This window comes from Haloplanus natans DSM 17983, assembly GCF_000427685.1.
Lineage (GTDB): Archaea > Halobacteriota > Halobacteria > Halobacteriales > Haloferacaceae > Haloplanus > Haloplanus natans.
Genome location: NZ_KE386573.1, coordinates 2,824,519 through 2,846,891, shown reverse-complemented (window position 1 = coordinate 2,846,891; position 22,373 = coordinate 2,824,519). Strand labels below are relative to the sequence as shown.

The following is a 22,373-nucleotide window of genomic DNA, read 5'->3' as shown; positions in this document are numbered from 1 at the left end:
CGTTGCGACGCCGCCGCTCATCGGTCGGCAGATACGTGAGCCCCGAACCGACGACGGTGGCGCGTTATCGTTCGTCCGCACCGCCGTCGGTCGCGGTGCCGTCCGCTTCGGGGAGGGCGTACGCCGTCCGGAGGTAGTCGATGATCTCGCCGACAGTCTCGGCGTCGTACGTCCAGAAGCCGTAGAAAGAACCGGGGAGGCGCTCTTCGGCCAGTAGCGCACATTTCGCGGCGTCGACCCCGCCGCCGTCGTAGGCGACGAACCAGGTGTCGTGGATCTCCGTCTCGGTCGAGAGGTGGAGCGTCGGCGCGGCCGGCGGGTCGAACGCCTCGCCCCCTTCCGGATGCGCGTAGACGTGGACCTCGAGACTGCCGCGGTCGGCGATGTGGTCGTAGACGTCGGCCTGCGACGCGAACCGGCCGCAGGTCTGGAAGCCCGCGTGGAGTTCGCCCGCCGCCCCACGCCACGCGCGGTCCTCTATTTCCTTCGAAGCGGCGACCATCCGCTGGGTGTCGTAGGAGGTGAACATCGTCTCGTCGAGTTCGTCGAGCACCACCTCGTACGTCTCGCGGGTGAAATCCGGGGCGACGCCGTTCGTGGGGGCGAGCACGTCGCTTACGTCGATCGCGGCCAGAAACTCCTCGCCGCTGCTCAACACCGCGTAGTTTCGGGGGCCGGCGGCGCTCTCCGCCTCCTCGATCGAGAGGTTGCGGTCCGCGAAATGCTCTCGGAGCGCCGTCGGTACGCCCGCCTCGGGGTTGAACACCGTCAGCGTCTTCTCCGCGTCGTCGACCGCGGCGATGATCTCGAACAGCCCCATTCGGCCGGACAAACGAGCGGCCGCTATTTGTGCTTTTATGCCGGCAAACTGACGTATCGTCGACGCGCCCCTTTTGTACGCCGACGGCGTACACCCGCTGGATGCCGGTCACCACGCTCCACCGTCCGGCCCACCGCGACGCGCTGGCACACCTCGAAGACGCCTTCCGACGCGGCGACCTGATCACCGCCTTCGGCCGCTGTCGCGTCGAGTACGACGGGCGTGCATCGAGTAGCCTCGGTCCCGGCGACCGCCTCCTCCTCCTCAAACCCGACGGCTCGGCGCTGGTTCACACCGACGAGGGGCGCACGCCGGTCAACTGGCAACCGCCCGGGTGTGATCACTTCGCCAGCGTCCGCGACGGCCGCCTGCGCGTGCGGAGCGTCCGTCGCTCCCCCGAGGAACTCCTCGACGTTCGCTTCGACCGCGTCCACCACCTCGTCACCTACGACGTCACCGATTCCGACGACCTCGACCTCTACGGGAGCGAGGCCGACCTCAAAGAGCACGTACTCGCCAATCCGGAACGGATCGTCCCCGGGTTCGAACCGACCGCGACCGAACGCGAGACCGACGCCGGCCCGATGGACGTGTTCGGTGAAGACGCCGACGGGCGGCCCGTCGTCGTGGAGTTGAAGCGGCGGCGCGTCGGACCGGACGCGGTTGGCCAACTCCGCCGCTACGTCGACGCGCTCGGCCGTGAACTCGGTGATGGCGTCGAGATTCGGGGCGTCCTCGTCGCCCCCTCGGTCACCGACCGGGCGGCGACGCTCATCGAGCGCGAGGGGTTGGAGTTCGTCGCGCTCGACCCGGCGACTGGTCGGCCTCCCGACGACGCGCCCGCCGAGTAACTGTCCGGATCGAACATCCACAAACTGGACGTGTGGGGGCCAACACTGCACATCCCGGCGTTTAATGTGGTTGGTCCTGATACACTGTCTCATGGACTTGCACCACCGGACGGTTCGACAGGATGTCCGTGAACTCGGGGCCCTCCTCGGCGACGTACTCGAGGAGCAGTCCTCGACGGCGGCTTTCGAAGCGGTCGAAGACCTCCGCACCGCGGCCATCGACTACCGCGACGGCACGCTCCGGACGCGTGAACCACTCCGGACGACGCTGGGATCGCTCGACTCCGATATGGAGGCGGCCGCCGCCCGCGCGTTCACGACGTACTTCGAACTCATCAACCTCGCGGAGGAGCGCGAACGCGTCCGCGCCATCCGCCGCGACGAACAGGAGGGTCGCATCGAGGACAGCCAGACGGAGACGGTCGCCTCGCTGGTCGAACGCGACGCCGACGCCGAGACGGTCCAGCGTGTGCTCGACGACGTACTCATCCAGCCGACGTTCACCGCCCACCCGACCGAGGCCCACCGCAAGACGGTCAAGGCGAAACTGAGGGCGATCACCGGACTGCTCGAGGACCTCGACGAACGCCGACAGACGGACGCCGAGCGTGGGTCGGCGTGGAACCAGTTGGAGGCGGAAGTGACGAGCCTCTGGCAGACGCCGCAGGTTCGTGACCGTGCGCCGGAACCGGAAGACGAGGCGCGCAACGTCCAGTGGTATCTCGAGAACACGCTGTTCGACGTGGTGGGGGATGTCTACGCCGATCTGGAGGGCACTCTCGCCGAGGAGTATCCGGAGGTGGACGTGCCGAAGCTCTTCGAGTTCCGATCGTGGGCCGGCAGCGACCGCGACGGCAACCCCGCCGTCACCGTCGACGTGACGAGCGAGACGCTCGACCGACAGCGTTCCGTCGTCCTCTCGAAGTACCGAGAGGATCTGAAACGGCTCTCGGGCATCCTGAGCCAGGACGCGGCGTGGATCACCCCCGGCGACCGCTTCGAGTCGTCGCTTCTCGACGACCGCGAGCGCTTCCCGGAGATCGCGAGTGAGGCTCAAGAGCGGTACCCCCACGAGTTCTACCGACAGAAGCTGAAGCTGATGCGCGAACGCCTCGAACGCGTCGACGACGTGCGTCCCGGTGGCTACGACGACGCCGACGAACTCGTCGCCGACCTCGAAGCCATCGACGAGAGTCTGCGGCTCAACGACGCCGAATCCATCGCGGACGCCTACGTCGAACCCGTGATCCGGAAGGTAGAGACGTTCGGCTTCTCGCTCGCCAGCCTCGACCTGCGCGACCACCAGAAAAACCACACGCAGACAGTCGGCGAACTGCTCGAGGGGCAGGGACTCGACTACCGTGACCGCGACGAGGCGGGGCGCATCGAGGTGCTGACCGAGGCGATCATGCAAGACGCGCCGGTGGTCGACCTCTCGAACCCCGGCGACGTGAGCGACACGACCGCTCGCGTCTGTGAGCGCTTCGCGGCGCTCCGCCGCTGGCAGCGCGAGTACGGCGCCGACGCCATCGACACCTACTGCATCAGCATGACCGACGAGCCGAGTCACGTCCTCGAAGTGCTCTTTCTGGCCGATCAGGCGGGCGTCGTCTCCCTCCCCGAGTACAGCGGCCTCGACGTGGTCCCCTTGCTGGAGACCGAACGCGCCCTCGACGGCGCCCGACGCATCATGGGGACGCTGTTCGAGAACGAGGCGTATTCGGCCGCCTTGGACTGTCGCGACAACACGCAGGAGATCATGCTGGGCTACTCCGACTCCAACAAGGAAAACGGCTTCCTGGCCGCCAACTGGAGTCTCTACCGGAACCAGCGGCGCCTCGCGAACATCACCGACGAGTTCGGTGTCACGATGCGCCTGTTCCACGGCCGCGGCGGGTCCATCTCGCGGGGCGGCGGCCCGATGCACGAGGCGATGCTCGCGCTCCCCTTAGAGACCGTCACCGGCGAGATCAAGTTCACCGAACAGGGCGAAGCCATCGCCGAGAAGTACGGCAACCCTCGAATCGCCGAGCGCAACCTCGAACGGATGCTCGACGCCGAGGCCCGCGCCCGTCACCAGGCGCTCGACGGCCCGGTGGAGGAGACGCCCGAGGCGTGGACCGACGCGATGGAGGCGATGGCGCCCGCGGCGCGGACGGCCTACACCGACCTCTTAGAGACCGATGGGTTCATCCCCTACTTCGAGACGGCGACGCCCATCACGGTCATCGAGGACCTCAACCTCGGCTCGCGACCCGCCTCCCGGTCGGGCGAGCGGACCGTCGAGGACCTCCGGGCGATCCCGTGGGTGTTCTCGTGGACGCAGTCCCGCTGTATCATCCCCGGCTGGTACGGACTGGCGACGGGGATCGACGCCTACCTCGACGACGGCGGGTCGATGGAGACGCTCCGGGAGATGTACGAGAGGTGGCCCTTCTTCCGGACGACACTCGACAACGCCGCCCAGGCGATGGCGAAGACCGACATGGAGATCGCCGAGGAGTACGCGGCCCTCGCGCCGACGGAGCTTCGCGAACGCTTCTTCCCGCGCATCCGTGGGGAACACGAACGCGCCGTGGAACTCGTCTTGGAGATCACGGGCCGTGACGACACGCTCCGGCGACCGTGGCTCCGCGAGAGCCTCGACCGACGCAACCCCTACGTCGATCCGTTGAACTACTTGCAGACGCGTCTGTTGGCCCGCGACGAGCGCACGCCCTCGGAGGAGCGCACCCTCCGCCTGACGGTCAAAGGGATCGCCGCGGGGATGAAAAGCACGGGATAGTCGGCTGTGTCGGAGCCGGGGACAGCACTCGGTATCGGCGGTTTGGGGCCGCCGTACGGCATCGAAGGGTTTATTCACCGCGTCGGCTTCGGCTTTGACAAGTAACCATGAGCGACAAACCCGCCTCGATGTACCGGGAGATCAGCAAGCCCTCGTACACCCGACGCGAGTACGTCACGGGCATCCCGGGTTCCAAGATCGCACAGCACAACATGGGTAACCTGCAGACCGGCCCCGAGGACTACCCGGTTCACATCAGCCTCGAAGTCGAGGAGGAGTGCCAGCTCCGCCACGGCGCCCTCGAAGCCTCGCGGCTCTCCGCCAACCGCCGCCTCCTGAAGGAGGTCGGCCAGGAGAACTACAAGATGGTCCTCCGGAAGTTCCCCCACCAGATCATCCGGGAGAACAAGCAGGCGACCGGCGCGGGCGCGGACCGCGTCTCCGACGGTATGCGCCAGGCGTTCGGCAAGCCGGTCGGTACCGCCGCCCGCATCGGGACGAACGAGACGGTGTTCACCTGTTACTGCAACCCCGAGGACGCCGCCACGGTCAAAGACGCCTTCCGGCGCTCCTACAACAAGATTTCGCCGCCGTGTCGGATCGTCGTCGAGAAGGGCGAAAAGCTGCTCGTCGCCTGATCGGGTCGTCGCATCCGCCCGGCACCGACGGCCGACAGTCCGGGCCGACCACCCGCGGCCTTTTCCGTTCTCACTCCCCACCCAGCCTATGCTCCGTCTCGCCGTGACCACCGAAGCCGAGACGTTCGACCGGCTCCGGGCACCCCTTGCCGACCGGGGAATCGAGGTCGCCCACCTCTCCGCGGAGGGGCGAACGATCGACCTCGACACTCCGCCGACCGAGACGTTCGACGCCGGCTTCGTCTTCCCCGCTCGCACCCAGTCGGGCGTCGCGCTCTCGGCGCTGTACGATCTCTCGTGGGTGAACGACCGCGCCGCCGTCCTCACCTCGCGGAACAAGGGCGGCGTCCTCGCGACGCTTCGTGCCACCGGCCTCCCGACGCCGAAGACGACGATGGCCGCGAGCCCCGTCGACGACGACGCTCTCGCGGCCGCCGCCGACCGCCTCGGCTGGCCGGTCGTCGTCAAACCCAACTCGACGACGCGCGGGACCGGCGTGGCGAAGGCGGGCGACCTCGACTCACTGTCCGGCGTCGTCGACTACCTCGATCTGGTCCACGACTACCGCGCGACCGGCGACAAGACGTTTCTCCTCCAGGAGTACCTGCCCGACGCCCGCGACTATCGGGTGATGGTCGTCGACGGCGCGTACGCCGGCGCGGTGGAACGCCGACTCGACGACGCCGACCGCGAGGCGGGCCGCTGGAAACACAACGTCCACCGCGGTGCCGAGGCGACGGGCGTCGACCTGCCCGTCGAGTATCGACGCCTCGCCGAACGCGCGGCGGCGGCACTCGACGTGTCGTATCTGGGGGTCGACCTCCTCGTTACGGACGACCGGGTGGTCGTCGCGGAGACGAACGCGCGGCCGACGGTCGACGCCGCGACGAAGTACGTCGACGACTTCTACGATCGGCTGGCCGAGTTGATTCGAACGACGGCAGAGAAGTGAGCTACTCTACGTCGATGGCTGCGGAGTCCCCGACCTTGTCGACGGTGACCTCGAGGATGCCGTTGTTGAAGCTGGCCGAGGCGGAGTGTTCGTCGACGCGGGCGGGGAGCCGAACCCGTTCGTCGTACTCGCGGTGAGTGGAGCTAGCGCTGATGGTGAGGGTCTTGCCGTCGCATTTCAGCCCGATGGCCTCCTTCTCGACGCCCGGCAGGTCGGCGACGAGTCGCACCTGGTCGTCCTCCTCGTAGACGTCCACGTGCGTTTCGGAGGTGAATCCGGAGCCGTCGCCGACGGCCCCGTTTCCGGTGCCCGTCATCTCGTTCATCATCCGTTCGATCTCGTCGAAAATGTCGCCGAACGGGTCGTCGCGGTCGTCGCCTCTCATGGACCACTGTAGGGAAGTTCCGGTCAAAAGCCTTCTGTCCCCGGTAGGGAATGACACGGTCGTTCGGCCGGGAATCGCCCGTTTGAAATACTGGTCCCGCCATCCACGACACGAAGGTCATGTTCAAGACGCTCGACGATCTCGGGTCCGGGAAACGCGTCCTCGTCCGACTGGATCTCAACTCGCCGGTCGAGGACGGTATCGTCAAGGACAACCGACGGTTCGCCCGCCACGCCCGGACCGTTCGGGAACTCGTCGAGTCCGACCACCGCGTCGTCGTCGTTGCCCATCAGGGTCGGCCGGGTCGGGACTCCTTCGTCTCGCTCGACCAGCACGCGGATCTGCTCGCGGAGTACGTCGAGAGCCCCATCGCCTTCGTCGACGACGTGTACGGTGACCGCGCCATCGACGCCGTTCGATCGCTCGGCGCCGGCGAGGTGCTCATGCTCGAGAACGTCCGGATGTGCGACGACGAGTTGCCGGAGCGGTCCCCGGAGGAACACGCAAACAGCGAGTTCGTCCGGACGCTCGCCCCCGAGTTCGACTGCTACGTCGACGATGCCTACTCCGTTGCCCACCGCTCGCACGCCTCCATCGTCGGCTTTCCGCTCGTCCTCCCCGCCTACGCCGGGCGTGTCATGGCGGCGGAGTACGAGGCCAACTCCAGCATCGCCAACCGGGAGTTCGACGGCCCGGTGACGATGGTGCTCGGCGGCGCCAAAGCGACCGACGTGATCGACGTGATGAGCGCGCTCGACGACGAAATCGACCACTACCTCCTCGGCGGGATCGTCGGCGAACTCTTCCTCCGTGCCGCCGGCTACGACGTCGGCTACGACGTGGGCGACGGGGAACTGTACGACCACCAGTGGGAGAGCAACGCGGAGCGCATCCGCTCGCTCCTCGACGACCGTGCCGCCCGGATCAGCCTCCCCCTCGATCTGGCGTACGAAGACGAGAACAACGAACGCACAGAGTGCCCCGTCGACGGCGTGTCGAAAACCCAGCCCCTCCTCGATGTCGGCTCCGACACCGTCGAGCGCTACGGGGCGATCGTCGAGGAGTCGGCCGCCGTGTTCGTCAAGGGCGCCCTCGGCGTCTTCGAGGACGAACGCTTCTCTCACGGCACCGTTGCCCTCCTCGAAACCATCGCTACCACGGACTGTTTCTCGGTCATCGGCGGCGGCGACACCTCCCGCGCCATCGAACTCTACGGCCTCGACGAGGGGTACTTCTCGCACGTCTCCATCGCCGGCGGCGCCTACGTCCGGGCGCTCACGGGACAGTCGCTCCCCGGCGTCGAGGTTCTGGCACGAAACGAGTGACCCTACTCGCGGGGCTGGTTCGCCGCCCCGACGCCGGTACCGGCGTCCGCGTCGTCATCGGCCCGTCCCGCATCTGTCGGGGCGAGGACGACCCGCCGGATCGAGCGTCCGAGGAGCCTGTAGAGCGCGTACGCGATGGCCGCGATGAGGAGGAGTTCGATCACGTAGAGTTCGAGCAGTTCGAGCAGGGATAGCTCCCCCAGGACGAGGCCCTCGGCGACGAGTAGAAAGCCAAGCGTGGCGACGAGGATCAGGGCCGGGACGAGCAGCAACAGGACGCCGACTACTACCAGTTTGGTTCGACGACGGGGGCGGTCGTTCATACCCCTCGTACGGGCCGAGACCACAAAGCGCTGCGCGTGGTGCCGCGATCAGTAGTCGATGCCGACGCCCATCGCGTCCTCGGTGGTCGCCATGCTCTCCGCGGCGTCGGCGTCGCCGCGCAGGGCGCGGATGGCGTCCACGTTCTCCGGCACCACGTCGCTCTCCTGATGGATGGCCTGGAACAGGTAGAGATCACGGCCCTCGACGGTGATCGACTCCGCCCAGATGCAGTTCTCCCAGAGGTCACCCCGCGGGCGCCCGGCGTCGTGGGCGAACTCCTTGAGTTTGCCCGCGCCGTCGATGTCGGCGCCGGCCGGAATCTGGAACAGGCGCGTCTCGTCGGCAAAGAGTTCGCGAACGTCCTCGGCGTCGGCGTCGGACTCCAGGGTCACGTTGACGCTGTGGGTGTGCATCAGCGTCGCCGGCACCTTCATGCCCAGCGTGTCGATGTCGAGGTCGGGGAAGATGGTGTTCACGTCCGGGCCGTGATGCGAGGGGATGGTGACGGGGTCGGGGAGGATGTCGTCGATGGGTCCGCGCCCGGTCTGGCCGGGGTCACCGCCGCGGCGCACCAGCGTGACGCGGGCCTTCTCGACGCCGTAGGCCTCCGAGAGCGGCGCGAGAACCCGCGAGAGCCCGGTGGTGTTACAGGAGACGACCCGCGCGGAGTCGGCGCCGATCGCCTCGTCAAAGTTCGCACGGGCGTTGAAGCTCACGTCGGCCACGTCGGCGTCCTCGCCGCCCTGGAAGATGGCGGGCGTGTCGTGGTCGGTGTAGAGCGAGGCGTTCTCGGCGCCGATCCCCGAGGGCGTGCAGTCGACGATCACGTCCGCCGCGGCGACGAGACCCTCGACTTCGCCGGCGAGGTCGAGGCCCTCCTCGGCGAAGCGGTCGACCCGCTCCGGGACGGCCGCGTAGAGGGGGTAGCCGTTCCGCGCGGCCGTCTCCGCCTCGAAGTTCGGGCGCGTCTTCGCGACGCCGACGAGATCCATATCCGGTTGTGCCGCCACCGCGTCCGCGACGCGCTTGCCGATGGTTCCGTAGCCGTTGACGCCGACCTGTGTCATATCGCCGAGTCGCGTAGCGACGGTGATAATCGTTTCGAGCCGGGGCTACCGGTACGCCATCGCCTGTGCGACCTTCCGTCCCCGGTAGTAGCCGGGTGCGGTCGCGACGGTGGCGGTTTTGATCTCGCCGTCGACCGTCACGAGGCGGAACTCGGTCCCCGGGAGTGGCTCTCCTTCCTCCATGAGACGCTCGAAGCGCGTGAGCGCGCGCTCCCTGTCGTCCGGATGGAGGAAGTCGGTGACCGTTCGCCCGTCGAGTGCCGCGGGGTCGTCGGCGTCGAAAAAGTCGACGGCCGCGTCGTTCGAGTAGACCAGCTCCCGATCGCGGCCGAAGACGATGATCGGAATCGGAGCGGTGTCGACGAGGTTGTGGTAGCGTTCCTCGCTCCGGCTCACGGCCGTTTCCGCACGATAGGCCCGGACGCCGTTCGCGATGCGGTTGGCCAACACCGTGTACTGATCCGTTCCGCTCCGCTTCTGGAGGTATTCGGTGACGCCGACCGAGATCGCCCGGCTGGCGATCTCCTCCGAGCCGCGTCCGGTAAACAGGACGAAAGGAAGCTTCGGATGCTCCTCGCGCACGGTTTCGAGGAATTCGATGCCGTTCCGAGCCGGCATGTCGTAGTCCGAGACGATGCAGTCGATGGGGAGTTCCGCGAGCCGATCCAAACCCTCCGTGACGCTCGTCGCCGTCTCGACGGCGAACCGCTCGTCCTCGCGTTCGAGAAACGTCGCGGCCAACTCCACGAAGTCCGGGTCGTCGTCGACGTGGAGGACGCGGATCGGTTCACCCATGTCCCGAAGATGCGTTTCTACGCTGAATAGTGTTTGTACCACTCGTCCGACAGCGAGGCGTCCGACGACGACCCGAGACGGAGGGCAAGGGCTAACCCCGCCGCGTCCCTCCGTTCGCCCATGTCCAACACACTCCGCGAGGCCGCCGAGACGGCGGTCCATCAGTGCATGGCGCTCGGCGCCGACGAGTCCTGTGCGGTCGTCACCGACGACGAGCGCCTCCCGATCGGCGAGGCGCTGTACGAGGTCGCGAGCGACGTGACCGCCGACGCCGTCCTCCTGCGATATCCGCCGGGCGAGCAACACGGAACCGAACCGCCCGCGCCCGTCGCGGCGGCGATGGCCGACGCCGACGTGGTGCTCGCGCCGACGACGAAGAGTTTGAGTCACACGCGCGCTCGGAAACGCGCCTGCGAGGCCGGCGCCCGCGCCGCGACCCTCCCCGGCGTCACCGAGGCGGTGATGACCGCCGGCCTCGACGCCGACTACGAAGCCATCGAGCGGGGCTGTCGCGAGGTGCTCGCACAGGTCGACGGCGCCGACGAGATTCGCGTGACGGCGCCCGCCGGCACCGACCTGACCGTCCGCCCCGGCGACCGCGAGTGGCTGACCGACACCGGAATGGTCCACGACGCCGGCGATTTCTCGAATCTCCCCGCCGGCGAGACGTTCGTCAGTCCCGAAACGGCCAACGGCACCTACGTCGTCGACGGGACGATGATGCCCCACGGGCTCGTTCCGGAACCCCTCCGGTTCGAGGTGGAAGACGGCTACGTCACGCACATCTCCGACGACGCGGTGCGCGAACAGGTCGAGGCGGGCCGCGAGGAGGTGGGCGACGCCGCCGCCAACCTCGCCGAACTCGGTATCGGGACGAACGTCGGCGTGACGGAGCTCGTGGGATCGGTGCTGCTGGACGAGAAGGCCGCGGGCACCGTCCACGTCGCCATCGGCGACGACGCGAGCATCGGCGGCGACACCGAGGCCCCGCTTCACCTCGACGGGATCATCCGGGAGCCGACGGTGTACGCGGACGGGGAGGTCGTAGACCTCCCGACAGCCGAGCGGACGTGAGTCCGCGAGACGGGTCGGACGTGGCGCTTCCGTCGGTCGAGCGGACCTGCAACGGGAAGCGGGGCGTCGCATAGTCGAACGGACGCGATCCCGCGAGTCACAGCAGTCCCCGACTGCTCGGGTGCCGGCCGCGCGAGCGGTTCGTCTTCCGAGCCTCGGAAGGGCGGATTTTTACCGCCTGACCGGCTACCGGCCCGTATGACTCATCCCGGCCCCGACGCGGGCGACCGCGTCGCCCTCGCCTGTCCCTCCTGTACGCCGACCGCGACGACGGTCCACGAAGTGTTGAAACCCGGCGGCCACGTCACCGTCCGCTGTACCGACTGCGGCCACGTCCACAAGGAGCGCTACGACCCGCCCCGGGAGGTGGCCGTCGACGTGGTGGTCTCGCAGGGCGACGAATCCCTGACGACGACCGTCGACGTGCCGGCCGAGGAGACGGTCGCCCGCGGCGAGGAGTTCGTCGTCGACACGGCCGAGGCGATCATGCAGGTGCGAATCACCGCCGTCGAACTCCCCGACGACCAGCGGGTCGAGGAAGCCGACGTGGCGGACGTGGCGACGCTCTGGACCCGCGCCGTCGACAACGTCCGCGTCAACGTGACCGTCCACCCGAACGACGGCCGGCGCGACGACTCCCGGAGCGTCACCGTGTCGGTGCCCGGTGACCACGAGTTCGTCGTCGGCGAGACGGCCGAGTTCGCGGACGAGGAGTTCGAAATCACGGGCGTCCAGGTGCGCGACGACGCCCCGGAGTACCGCTTCGAGAAACTCGATCACGAGGGCGACAGCGTCTTCGCGAAAGACGTCAAGCGGGTGTACGGCCGGGACGTGACCTCGGCTGCGTGGTCCGCCTGGTAGGCGGGCGGATCGTCGCCCCCTCGACAGAACCTCCTCGGCTGGCCCGCCGGGCCGACGATGGGCCGCCCGCGAGACACACGGCGGCCGTCGTGCTGACGTGCGCTTCGTACCTACAGATCGGGGCGCCACCGACCCCCGATCTCCGGGCGGGGATAGTCCTGGTATGATCCGTCGAGAAACGTCGTCACCCGGCCGTCCTCCTCGCTCAACGTGATGGCCCAGAGCACCCCCTCGCGGGTCGATGTCTCCAGCGCGCTCAGGTGTTTCGTCCCCATCCAGTCGGGGTAGTCGAGATCGCCGGCGTCGCCGATTTCGCCCCGGCCCGGACTCCGAACGCGAACCATCTGTTCCTGGATGGTGCCGTCGCCGGTGACCACGACGGCGCCGTCGCAACTGAACGCCACGTCGCGGGCAACCTTGGTGAACGCCTCGGTCGACTCCGAGACCACCCGACACCGCTCGACCGGCCACTGATTCCCCCCCAGCGGGTCCGTGTAGTGGTCGAAGTCGACGTCCGCGACGACGAGAAAATAGAGGCTCGGTCCGGAGACGTGCGGTTCGTCCCAGCGTTCGAACTCCATGCTGAGCGTCTCGGCCGTGTACCTGATCCGGTCCATCAGCTTCTGACTGGTTGCGTACTTCCGTAACACCCGGTCGAGATCACCCATACCCGCACCAAGTCTTACATATAGTTAACAGTTCTCGCAAGCCCGGCCTGCCGCAGGGCAACAAAGCCTTGACATCCTCCTGCGCCTGAAGACGCGGGAATCCCAAGTGTTGGGATATTAGGGTTTGCAGTCTCCCTGCTCTCTCGGTGAGAACCGTCCGCTCTCGCGGTCGAACAGGAAGACTCCGGGCTGTGCCAACCAGCCGTTACTCATATCCCCCGTTGGGGGACTCCGAGTTATCCTTCTGCGAATGTTCACTGCACCGTTCACGTCTGCGTTCATGATCGTTTCGCACGACGAACAGACGTACAGCCCACGCTCACACGGTTGCGATCCCGAATCTGCCCGCAACACGAACACGTCTTGCTCGTGTTCTCCTCGTCCACGCGGTTGACGAGGATGCCGTGTTCCTCGGCTTTGTATTCGAGGAGACGGGCAAATCGGTCGAACTCCTACCCGTGGAGTTTCTTGTTCCCTGACGCACCCCCGTTCCGGGAGTCGCCGTTCTCGTCCTCGCGGATATCGCTGAGGTCGCCAACTGCTATTTTCGCCACGCCTTCCTCGACACACCGTTGTACGATATGTTTCGAGAGCGTGTGGAGAAAGTGGTCTTTGCGTCGCGAACGTTTCTGTCGAGCCTTCCGCGCACGCTTGCTTGGGCCGTTCTCACCTTCGGTCTGGTACTCCTCGCGGGTGAAGTAGTGCTTGTCCTCTTTCAACACATTCCCCGGATACAACTCGCTCGACCCGTCTTCGTAGTCGATGGCGAGATAGTTACTGAGACCGAGGTCGATACCCGCCGTCTTGTCACCGGGTGCGTCTTCGACTGGAATCTCTTTCTTGCAGACGAGGTGCAGTTCCCATCGGTCGCCATTCCAGACGGCACGCGCCTGCTGGATGTTCTCAACCTCTACGTCGGGGCGTGTCTCGTACTCCGCGAGGATGAAGTCAGATCGGCTCTCTTTCAGGTTGAAGCCCTTGGAGAGTCGGAGTTGGCCGTGTTTGTCGTCGTGTTTGATGGCCCGTTTCTTCCACGTCACGGTGGAGCGCGGGTGGTCGTCGCCACGTTTCCGGTAGCCCGGTGGATTGTTGCCGCCGTCGGAGTTGTACCAGCCGGTGAACGCCTCAGCAAGTTCTTCGAGAACTCGCTGACTCGACTGAGAATGTAGGTCACTGTAGCGCTCGTGGTCTTTCAACTCCGTCTTCAGTTCGGCTTCGTCGGGTATCTCGCCGTCCTCGTCCCACCGTTGTTGGATGTAGTGGCGTCCGACGTTCCACAGTTTGGATGCGGAGAACGCGCACTGGTCGAGGTCGTCACGAACCTGCTGGTGGTTCGTGATACGTGCGACGTAGGTGCGGGTCGTCTCCAGCATCGTTTTGTGGGACATAACTAATTATGAAAGAATAACTATTAAAAACGACGACTGGGAGTTGAATATCCGGCTGGGGTGTCGTCGGTGGATAGTGGAGAGTAGTGTCGGATTCATCCCGCGCCTAAAGACGCGGGTATTCTCCTTGGTGTTTATAAGCACCGACATCCAGCGTTCACGTATGGACCCTGCGGTGTTGCGCGAGGATATGGTCGACGGCCTCGACCACGCCCTCGACGGCCTCGACGAGGCGGTCGGCGTGGCGATGCGGACGGTGCCACGCCACGCGTTCGTCGAGGAACGGCCGTACGACAACCGCACCGGCGACCACGCCGGCACGGACGTTCTCTCTCCCCGGACCGTCGCCCGCCTGCTCGAAGCCCTCGCCGTCGACGATGGGGACGAGACGCTCGTCGTCGGCGTCGGCGTCGGCTACACGGCCGCCCTCCTCGCCGAACTCGTCGGCGAGCGCCACGTCCACGCCGTCGACATCGCGCGCCGACTCGTCCTCGACGCGCGCCGGAATCTCGGGCGGGCGGGCTACGACGGCGTCCTCGTCGACCGCCGCGACGGCGCCGACGGGCTTCCCGAGTACGCCCCCTTCGACCGCGTGCTCGTCGAAGCGTCGGCCGTTCGACCGCCCCGTGCCCTGCTCGACCAACTCGCTCCCGACGGCCGCCTCGTGATGCCCCTCGGCACGCCCGAGGGGACACTCGCCGCCGTCGCTCCCGACGACTCCCCCGAGGGCTACGCCGTAATCGAGGAGTTCGGAACCGTGGCGCTCGCACCGTTGCTCGTCGAGGGCGAACAGGCCGGCGGCGTCACGCGCAACCGCACCGAGCGCGAGGACCGCGAGTTCGCCCAGCAGGGCTACTTCGCCCCCACCGGCTGGGAACACGAGTGGATCGACTGGGACGACCGCCTCGACGGCGGGCGCGGGCACCGCCGTCGGTGAGCGCGCTCGTACGGATTGCTGTCCCTGTGTCCCGGTGGGTCGCCGACCCGTCCTGACGACCCACTGGGACCGACGTACAGCACCCCGCCTCAGTCGAGGACGACGTACTGTGACTGCCCCGCTGTCGCGTTCGCGGGCGTGATCCGGAGCCGTTGGGTCCCCCCGTCCGGCGACACGTCGAAGACGACGACGCCGCGCAGGGTCGCGCCGGACGCCACGTTTCGCAGCGTCAGCGCCTCGTCGACGAACAGCATCGCACTCTCGTCGGGCGGATGCGTCCCGTTCGCGGTCACGAGTGCGAACGCGTCGCTCGTGAGGCGGACGTAGCCTTCGACGCTCGTCACTGTCAGATTCACCACGACGAACTGCCGGTCCGCCGCCGGGCCGAACTCACCGCCCACTCGATCGGTTTCGGTGACGTTCGTCACGGTGTATCGGAGACGGTCGTCGCCCGTGCCGACGACGAACGACTCGTCGACCGTGTAGTTCCGGGACTGTAGTGCGGCCGTCGGTACCGGCGTCGGCGTGGGAGTCGCTGTTGGCGTTGCCGTCGGCGTCGATGTCGCCGTGTCGGTCACCGTCGGCGTCGGTCCACCCGTGTTCGCGCTGGGACAGCCCGCGAGGACCACCGCGAGCGCGACCACGATCGTTCGCCACCCCATAGGTGGTCTGTGGACGCTAGGCTCAAATGTGGCGGGGACTGCTAGCCCCTCCGCACCACCAGCACCTTCGTGTTCCCACGCCGGTCGACGTAGCCGCCCCCGGCGGACATCGTTCCAGCCCGGTGCCCGTGCTGCTGATTCATTAGTGACTCTGCGTCGTCAGTCTCCGACCATGATCGGCGCGACGACCCGTCAGAACCCCATCACATGTTCATCGTCGGCTGACACCGACTGTGCCTTCAGCGTGGCACTCACGACGGATCGGGCACGTACGTGCCGTCCCTCATGAGTTGCCCGCTGTGTAAGCGCACGCCGACGGGGGCGCCTCCGACCGACGACATCTGCGCCGACCGGAGTGACCGCATGGCGACGTTTTTGGCCGCGTTGTAATCTGCATTCACGCTGTACCCACAGTCCCCGCAGTGGAATGCCGATCGTGTTCGTCGATTTGTCGACGCGGTGTGTCCACACCGTGAGCACCGTTGGCTGGTGTAGGCTGGATTCACGCTGATCACCTCGACTCCGACTGCCCGAGCCTTATACTGAATGAACGACTGGACTTGCCGGAAGGCCCACTGCTGGAATCTCGCTGCCTGGGGGAATCGCTCACGGATCCCGTCGAGATTCTCGATGGCGATGGCAGCACACCCATGGGCGACTGCCTCCTCGACGACGCCTTTCGAGATCGTGTGGAGGACATCGTCGTAGTAGCCCGCCTCACGCCGTCCAACGCGTTGCATCGCTTCGTGTGCCCATCGTGAGCCACGCTCCTGCAAGGATCGCCGTCGCCGCTCGAACTCTCGGCGCCAGTGGGTGAGCTCACGACCGCTCCAGAATGCCCCCGTTGAGGTGACGACGAGGGCCTCAATTCCCATGTCGACACCGAGGACTGTTCTGTGCTCGCTGTCGGTCTGGGCTCGTCGTTGCGATGTGGCTTCGGATTCCTGTCCGGCTGCCGCTGTCGTTTCGACCCGTACATGCAGTTCGAATCGATCGACCACCTCGTCGTAGACGAGATCGGCGCCCGTGACCGTCGCATCCGGATCGTCCAGATATGCGAAAGGGGTACCGGCTGGTGTCGTCGGCCGGCGGAAGTCGACACGGACCCGTCCTTCGACCGTCGCGAGTGTCGCGTGATCGGTGTCGATCGTTGCGCTCTTCGTCGTATACCGGATGGTTGGCGACGTAAACGTCGGCTTGCCGGCTTGCTGTCCCTGCTCTCGTCGCGCGACGGCACTGGTGAGCGCCTCAGCAGCCCGATTTCGGGCTGCTTGCACCAAGTGGGAATGGAGTTCCGTCGCTTCACGAACCGCCTCGTACGTTCGTTCGTGGAGCGTCTGTCGGTCGGTTTCGATATCGTCATCGCCCCACCCGGCATCGACGACGCTGTTTGCTGCCCAGAGAAACTGCGTCGCTGTCTCGTGAAGCGCTGCTTGACTCTGGGGAGCGACCTCTAGCGCGATTCTGACTGTGCGACGGACCCCCATCGAGATGGGTTGGCCTCGTTTTCGTATTTAAATCTCCCCCGACCGGGCTACTGGAATCCATTCCGCCGGTCGCATCTATTGGTCGGCTGTGTCGACATCTGATCGTCTCTCGGCTTCACTGAGTCGTTGCCTACCGACGTTGTGGCGGTCTGCGGGGTGCTCCTGATGTAACACAGCGTGCCAATCCGTTGCGTTGACGCCGAGTGAGTGCCCGCTTCTGGCGCGCTCGCCGTCCCCGATTCTATGTGTACTGGCTCGTGATCTTCATAATCGGAATTGGGACGGATTTTCGGGTAGACTGTCGATTTTGTGGCTTCACTCCTGTCTGCGTGAGATCATACTCGATCCTGTGGACCGCAAGAATGGGGGGCTTCGATCACACTGCGGAACTAGCCTGATCGTCGCCAATTGATGGAGTGCGCTTATCGATCGTCTTCGTGCCTCATACTGGCGTTTCGTCGATAGTCGGTTCCAGTCCCGTCGTGTCAGGGGGGAGTACTTGGGGTGCCGAACTCCTCATAATCGGTTGTTGTCGGGCGATTTGGTTGATTGATCGGCGTACATCGACTGCCCGCTCCGTGGCTGGCGACGTCAGCGGCCAGTTTCGGACGAGAAGAGTGGTTCTGACTGGGACTGGCTGGGGTGACGACTGCTGACTGTGCCAGCAGACACGGCACCCGAGTCCGAGTCTCCCCCACTTCTCGCGGCCGTATAGGTCGATTATGAACATCCCCTCAACGATGTTCTGCCCCGTAGCCATCCTATACGCGCCCCTCAAATCTCCTGACCGATTATGACAGCAGACACCATCGCCTCCCCTCTCTACGGCATCGTCACTGGCTCGGTTCAGGCACACCCACGCACACGCAGGCTCTCTCGAACCCATAGGCGTTGCTTCAGTCGACGACGCCACCGAGTCGGTTCACGGCGTGCAAGTCCGGGCGCGCGAGACCCCACACGGCGGGGCCGACCCACGGGCGAGCGACCGGCCGTCCAAAACACAAGACCGATGACCCACAGTATGCACCGTCGGCTATGGCCCTCCCGCTCGGTTCCCGCGATATCGTCCCGCTGTTCGGTGCGCTCGTCGTCGGCTTCGCCGTCTTCATTCTCGTCGGCTATCTGGCGCTGTTCGAGATCGCGACGCTCGACTCGGACCTCGTGTTGCTCTCCATCGGCGTCGTCATCGGGTACGTCGTCGCCCGTATCACCGCCGAGTAGTCGATTTCACCGACGACCGTTGCCGATCGTACCGCCGGCACGGAGCCGGTCACCCGCCCCCGTCGAGGTCGGCCCCGCAGTCCGGGCACTCGCCCGCCACGACGGGGACCGGGGCGGCACAGTCCGGACAGTAGTCCAGATAGCAGGCCGGATCGCCCATAGCCACGCTTCGGGCCGCGTGGGCGTAAGCGTTCGGCGCCAACAGTTAATTCGTTGGCCACTGTTGACCGAGGTATGGACCCACACGTCGCGGCCGTCGGCACCTCTGCCTTCGGTCGCACCGACCTGACGGGACGGGACCTGTTCAGCGCCGCCGTCGCGGAGGCGTTCGGGGACGGCCCCGACCCCGCAGAGGTGGTCGACGCCGTCTACGTCGGCAACCAGTCGGAGTCCTACGAACATCAGATCATGCACGGCACGCTCCTCGCCGAATGGTGTGGGCTGCGCCACGTCCCCGCCGAGCGAGTCGAGGGCTGTGCCGCCGCCGGCGCCTTGGCGCTCCGACACGCCGTCGAAGACGTCCGTTCCGGGCTCCGTGACGCGGTGCTTGCCTGTGGCGTCGAGAAGATGACCGCCGGCGGCACCGCGGGGGCGACGAACGCGCTCTCGGCCGCCTTCGACCGGGCGCTCGAACAGCGCTCCGGCGTCACCGCGCCGAGCCAGTACGCCCTCCTCGCCCAGCGCTACCTCCACGACACCGAGGCGACGGAACGGGACCTGGCCCGCATCGCGGTGAAAAACCACGCGAACGGCGCCGCCAACCCGCGGGCGCAGTTCCAGCGGGAGACGGACGTAGAGACCGTCCTCGACTCCGACTACGTGGCGCCGCCGCTGAAACTGTTCGACTGTGCGCCGGTGACCGACGGCTCGGCCGTCGTCCTCGTCGCGAACGAGGAGGTTGCGGCGCAGTTCGGGACCGACGACCTCTCGGTCCAAATCGCCGGTGTCGGCGCCGGTGCCAACAACATCGGCGTCGCTGACCGGAACCTCACGTTCGTCGAGGGCGCCCACGAGGCGGCGACCGACGCGTACGACGAGGCCGGCATCGACCCCGCGGATATCGACGTGGCGGAAGTTCACGACGCCTTCACCAGCTGCGAGGCGATGCTCGCCGAGGCCGCCGGACTGGCCCCGCGGGGCCGCGGCTACGAGAGCGCACTCCCGCCGGCCGAGCGCTCCGAGGGCTGGACCGACACGCACCTGAGTACCAGTGGCGGCCTCAAAGCCCGCGGCCACCCTATCGGCGCCACCGGCATCGCCCAGACCGTCGAAGTGTACGAACAACTGACCGGCACGGCGACGCCGGCCCGGCAGGTCGACGACGCGACGACCGGCCTGTGCATCAACGAGGGCGGCGTCGCCGACGCCGTCACCGTCGCCCACGTCCTCACCACATGACCGATCACACCGACACCCCGACCGCACCGCTCGCCCGCGACGAGGTGACCGCCGATAGTCCCTTCACCCTCCCCGGGTTCTTCGCCGCACTGGCCGACGGCGACCTGTTCGCTGCCGTCTGTGAGGACTGCGGGAAGCGCCTGATTCCGCCCCGACCCGCGTGTTACGCCTGCGGCGGGCGGAATCTCCACGCCGAGCCACAGCCGAACACCGGAACGGTCGTCTCCTACACCGAGGTTCGGACGCCGCCGTCGGCGCTCGCCGATCGGGCGCCCTACACCGTCGCCGTCGTCGAACTCGACTCCGGCGCGCGGCTGACTGGACGGGTGACCGTCCCGTACGCGGACGCCGCTATCGACATGTCGGTTCGGCTGGTTGCGCGACCGCCCGACGCCGACGAACGGGAGATGGCGCTGTCGTACGAGGCCGAGTGGCCGATCCACGAGTTCGAGCCGGTGTGAAACCGGGGTTCGGCCCCGACGATATCTGACCGCCAGCCGATAGCGGGATGTGCCGGCAGTGCCGGCACATCACTCGTTCGGCCGTACCGGGTCGTCAGCGCGTCGTTCCGGCACGTAACCGTCGGGGAACTAGGAGTCGGAATTGCTCACTACAGATGAGTCATCGAACAACAGTGACCGGAACCGGTGAGCGGTGGAATATCCGTTCGGCAACGTCCCCGACAAACAAGCGATCTACCAACGATCCCCCGTGACTCCCGATCACAACCGTATCAAAGTCCTCCACTCGGTCGAGAATCACTCGTGCCGGAGATCCCCACGCGACCGTCGTGTCAACCGTCGCATCGTACGACTCGGCGACGCTCCGTGCGCGCCCGAGAACTTTCGATGCATGTTGCTCTGCTGCTTCCTCTATGTCATCTTCGAGCGCGAGTCCGACTGCTTTTCCCATCATCGGAGACGGTTCACCCACAACGTGCAAAACCGTAATCTCCGCGTCGGGATGTGCTTCGAGCGCATATTCGAGTGCGTGTTCAGCCATCTCCGAATCGTCCATCGGAACGAGTACCTGGGATATCATACGATACGTACGACGGGGTCGATTATAAACCAATAGACGGATTTGCCGGGGAACACAGCCTACCGACACAAGTGGGGATAGTTATTATAATATGCTTCATAAGTCATCTGCTGGCTTCTCCCCCCGCTCCGAGTTGAATCATACTGTCGGCTGTAACTGTTTCAAGATATTCGCCATCCCGGGATGGCGAATATCTTGATTGACTTACAGCCGGCAGTATCAAGAAGAGCGCCCGGAGCGGGAGCAACAAGCCGAACAGCACAACCCGTCGTTGACATCCTCCCCGCGCTGAAGCGCGAGGATTCCTTCGTGGGGAATCGGGCCGGTCCATCAGCCCCCGAAGGCAACTTCCTCCCCGAAGGGAGTACCGGGTTCGCGAGCACCACGTCGGGGCGGTGGGCGCGTGACGACGCCAGTCCGTCTCGATGCGGACTCCCCCGCTTGTGGCTCCACACACGCCCGGTCACCTAACCGCAACAAGGGGCGACCGTCCGAACGGGTGTGTTCGGCCCCGTCGTTTCGACGCGACCGACACGGGTCGTGCCATCGACCAGACTCCACCGACCCGCGTCGGCGGAGTGGGCAACCGCGAACGGGGCGTGTTTTGGTATGCTGTCACCCCCTCGTGTGCGCGGTCGTTGCCGACCGTCTCCAGTGACGGGTAGGGGTACTGTGAGGACGGCGAACGAATCTTAACCACGTACTCCCCACCGGGTTTGCCGGTGGTGGGCGCGGAATCGTCCGTATCAGCGGGAAGCGACCCCGTATCTCCCGATTGAGACTTTACGCGGTTGACTTGTATCATAGTACGATGCTGGGCGTAGTGTAGCTTTCGGTTGGATAGCATTTGTCGGATTCATCCCCGCCGTGAACGGCGGGGCTTTCTCCTCGATTTCTCGTAACTTCGAACCGGTGCGTGTCGTACCGCGCTGAGTGATTATCTCAGGTCGTCAATCGCGTCGAGGAACTGCTGAAAATCCTCGGCGCCGGCCTGTTCGGCGATGCTCTTCAGCGTCCCCGTCGCGAGTTCGTCGTGCAGCGGAACTGATACGGTTCGCTTTTCCCTGTATTCGGGTCTTGGTAACGGAGTTTGACGTGACTCCCGGTCCGATCGATCTTTCGGAAGCGCCACTTCCCGAGAGCTTTCCCGATCTCCTCGCCGGAGCAAGTTCGCCGCGCCACTATTGTCAAGATTCGGACGGCACATTAAAAATACCCGCTGTTCGATTGAGACGCTTACAGCTAGGGGGCCGTTGAGGGCTCGTCAACGTCTTGGTCTTCCGGAACTGGCCGTTCGTGGAGTTCGAGCGCCTCCGCGAGATTCGCCAGGGCCTCGGCCCGGGTTTTCCCTTGACTCGCGACGCCCGTCTCTTCGTCGCGGGCGACGTACCACTCCCCGTCGAGTGTGAGCGTCACGTCGCCAGCATCCTCGGGGTCGCGTGCTTGGCTCATACACGTTCGTAGCACTTAGTGGTAGGCATTCGCGGTCGCGGGGGCGACAGCCACATCGTTCTTCGAGGAGGCGAACGTCGGTGGCATGATCGGCATCAATCGGGTGGGGCGACCACCTCTACCGTGCCCGACGGCGCGGGCGGCGCTGCCTCGGCGGCGGCTCTCACCGGCGTGGATGTCGTCACCCCCGTTTGCACGTCCGACGCCCGGACATTCCGCGTATCTATAGAGGTGGATCGTCC

At 66.1% G+C, this 22,373-nt stretch carries 22 protein-coding genes and 1 pseudogene; 11 read left to right on the top strand and 12 right to left on the bottom strand.

Annotated elements, in window-relative coordinates; translation table 11 throughout:
- Positions 1–64: 64 nt before the first annotated feature.
- The gene (locus HALNA_RS16740; protein ID WP_049937481.1) at positions 65–820 is read right to left on the bottom strand and encodes a DICT sensory domain-containing protein; all 756 of its coding nucleotides are present in this window, start codon (positions 818–820) and stop codon (positions 65–67) included.
- A gap of 101 nt (positions 821–921) precedes the next feature.
- On the opposite strand from HALNA_RS16740, the gene nucS reads away from it, so the two are divergent.
- From nucS to HALNA_RS16720, 4 genes are all read left to right on the top strand, one after another.
- Positions 922–1,671, top strand: coding sequence for an endonuclease NucS (gene nucS, locus HALNA_RS16735; protein ID WP_049937480.1), 750 nt, complete (start codon positions 922–924; stop codon positions 1,669–1,671).
- 91 nt (positions 1,672–1,762) lie between these two features.
- Positions 1,763–4,456: a phosphoenolpyruvate carboxylase gene (gene ppc / locus HALNA_RS16730; RefSeq protein WP_049937479.1), complete on the top strand. Its 2,694-nt coding sequence runs from the start codon at positions 1,763–1,765 to the stop codon at positions 4,454–4,456.
- 107 nt (positions 4,457–4,563) lie between these two features.
- Positions 4,564–5,094: a 50S ribosomal protein L16 gene (locus HALNA_RS16725; RefSeq protein WP_049937478.1), complete on the top strand. Its 531-nt coding sequence runs from the start codon at positions 4,564–4,566 to the stop codon at positions 5,092–5,094.
- Positions 5,095–5,182: 88 nt separating this feature from the next.
- Positions 5,183–6,046 (top strand): ATP-grasp domain-containing protein, encoded by an 864-nt coding sequence (locus tag HALNA_RS16720; RefSeq protein ID WP_049937476.1) that lies wholly within the window; start codon positions 5,183–5,185, stop codon positions 6,044–6,046.
- Position 6,047: 1 nt separating this feature from the next.
- Here HALNA_RS16720 and HALNA_RS16715 read toward each other — a convergent pair whose 3' ends face one another.
- Positions 6,048–6,431: an Hsp20/alpha crystallin family protein gene (locus HALNA_RS16715; RefSeq protein WP_049937475.1), complete on the bottom strand. Its 384-nt coding sequence runs from the start codon at positions 6,429–6,431 to the stop codon at positions 6,048–6,050.
- Positions 6,432–6,550: 119 nt separating this feature from the next.
- On the opposite strand from HALNA_RS16715, the gene HALNA_RS16710 reads away from it, so the two are divergent.
- Positions 6,551–7,756, top strand: coding sequence for a phosphoglycerate kinase (locus HALNA_RS16710; RefSeq protein WP_049937474.1), 1,206 nt, complete (start codon positions 6,551–6,553; stop codon positions 7,754–7,756).
- A gap of 2 nt (positions 7,757–7,758) precedes the next feature.
- Here the strand turns inward: HALNA_RS16710 and HALNA_RS16705 are convergent, their stop codons facing one another.
- Genes HALNA_RS16705 through HALNA_RS21410 form a run of 3 tightly spaced genes read right to left on the bottom strand, consistent with a single transcriptional unit; the run spans position 7,759 to position 9,942 of the window.
- Positions 7,759–8,079, bottom strand: a complete 321-nt coding sequence (locus tag HALNA_RS16705; protein ID WP_211226033.1) for a hypothetical protein — start codon at positions 8,077–8,079, stop codon at positions 7,759–7,761.
- A 48-nt stretch (positions 8,080–8,127) separates the two neighbouring features.
- The gene (locus HALNA_RS16700) at positions 8,128–9,147 is read right to left on the bottom strand and encodes a type II glyceraldehyde-3-phosphate dehydrogenase (protein ID WP_049937473.1); all 1,020 of its coding nucleotides are present in this window, start codon (positions 9,145–9,147) and stop codon (positions 8,128–8,130) included.
- Between the two features lie 45 nt (positions 9,148–9,192).
- Entirely contained in the window at positions 9,193–9,942 is a 750-nt protein-coding gene (locus HALNA_RS21410) for a response regulator (RefSeq protein WP_049937472.1), read from the bottom strand.
- Between the two features lie 120 nt (positions 9,943–10,062).
- Between HALNA_RS21410 and HALNA_RS16690 the strand changes: the two genes are divergently transcribed.
- Together HALNA_RS16690 and HALNA_RS16685 are read left to right on the top strand one after the other, a co-directional pair.
- Entirely contained in the window at positions 10,063–11,016 is a 954-nt protein-coding gene (locus tag HALNA_RS16690) for an aminopeptidase (protein ID WP_049937471.1), read from the top strand.
- Between the two features lie 198 nt (positions 11,017–11,214).
- Entirely contained in the window at positions 11,215–11,877 is a 663-nt protein-coding gene (locus tag HALNA_RS16685) for an HVO_0476 family zinc finger protein (protein WP_049937470.1), read from the top strand.
- Between the two features lie 110 nt (positions 11,878–11,987).
- Here the strand turns inward: HALNA_RS16685 and HALNA_RS16680 are convergent, their stop codons facing one another.
- Both HALNA_RS16680 and HALNA_RS16675 read right to left on the bottom strand, forming a co-directional pair.
- Positions 11,988–12,545 (bottom strand): diadenylate cyclase, encoded by a 558-nt coding sequence (locus HALNA_RS16680; protein WP_049937469.1) that lies wholly within the window; start codon positions 12,543–12,545, stop codon positions 11,988–11,990.
- Between the two features lie 117 nt (positions 12,546–12,662).
- A pseudogene (locus HALNA_RS16675) lies at positions 12,663–13,918 on the bottom strand (RNA-guided endonuclease InsQ/TnpB family protein).
- A 178-nt stretch (positions 13,919–14,096) separates the two neighbouring features.
- Between HALNA_RS16675 and HALNA_RS16670 the strand changes: the two are divergent.
- The gene (locus HALNA_RS16670; protein ID WP_049937467.1) at positions 14,097–14,870 is read left to right on the top strand and encodes a protein-L-isoaspartate O-methyltransferase family protein; all 774 of its coding nucleotides are present in this window, start codon (positions 14,097–14,099) and stop codon (positions 14,868–14,870) included.
- An 89-nt stretch (positions 14,871–14,959) separates the two neighbouring features.
- Here the strand turns inward: HALNA_RS16670 and HALNA_RS16665 are convergent, their stop codons facing one another.
- Entirely contained in the window at positions 14,960–15,532 is a 573-nt protein-coding gene (locus HALNA_RS16665; RefSeq protein WP_049937465.1) for a DUF4352 domain-containing protein, read from the bottom strand.
- Between the two features lie 251 nt (positions 15,533–15,783).
- Positions 15,784–17,019 (bottom strand): RNA-guided endonuclease InsQ/TnpB family protein, encoded by a 1,236-nt coding sequence (locus tag HALNA_RS16660; RefSeq protein WP_049937464.1) that lies wholly within the window; start codon positions 17,017–17,019, stop codon positions 15,784–15,786.
- Positions 17,020–18,054: 1,035 nt separating this feature from the next.
- Between HALNA_RS16660 and HALNA_RS16655 the strand changes: the two genes are divergently transcribed.
- The 3 genes from HALNA_RS16655 (at position 18,055) to HALNA_RS16645 (ending at position 20,099) form a co-directional block, all read left to right on the top strand.
- Positions 18,055–18,240, top strand: coding sequence for a hypothetical protein (locus HALNA_RS16655; protein WP_049937463.1), 186 nt, complete (start codon positions 18,055–18,057; stop codon positions 18,238–18,240).
- A 234-nt stretch (positions 18,241–18,474) separates the two neighbouring features.
- Positions 18,475–19,638, top strand: a complete 1,164-nt coding sequence (locus tag HALNA_RS16650) for a thiolase C-terminal domain-containing protein (RefSeq protein ID WP_049937462.1) — start codon at positions 18,475–18,477, stop codon at positions 19,636–19,638.
- Entirely contained in the window at positions 19,635–20,099 is a 465-nt protein-coding gene (locus tag HALNA_RS16645; protein ID WP_049937461.1) for a Zn-ribbon domain-containing OB-fold protein, read from the top strand. The genes HALNA_RS16650 and HALNA_RS16645 overlap by 4 nt, the downstream gene beginning before the upstream one ends.
- 160 nt (positions 20,100–20,259) lie before the next feature.
- Here the strand turns inward: HALNA_RS16645 and HALNA_RS16640 are convergent, their stop codons facing one another.
- From HALNA_RS16640 to HALNA_RS16635, 3 genes are all read right to left on the bottom strand, one after another.
- Positions 20,260–20,679 carry a universal stress protein gene (locus HALNA_RS16640; RefSeq protein WP_049937460.1) on the bottom strand — a complete coding sequence of 140 codons (420 nt, stop codon included), beginning with the start codon at positions 20,677–20,679 and terminating at the stop codon, positions 20,260–20,262.
- Between the two features lie 937 nt (positions 20,680–21,616).
- On the bottom strand, positions 21,617–21,886 hold the full coding sequence (locus tag HALNA_RS19495) for a type II toxin-antitoxin system HicA family toxin (RefSeq protein WP_157573603.1): 270 nt from the start codon (positions 21,884–21,886) through the stop codon (positions 21,617–21,619).
- A 35-nt stretch (positions 21,887–21,921) separates the two neighbouring features.
- Complete coding sequence (locus HALNA_RS16635; RefSeq protein WP_049937459.1) at positions 21,922–22,131, bottom strand: type II toxin-antitoxin system HicB family antitoxin; 210 nt, start codon at positions 22,129–22,131, stop codon at positions 21,922–21,924.
- Between the last annotated feature and the right edge of the window lie 242 nt (positions 22,132–22,373).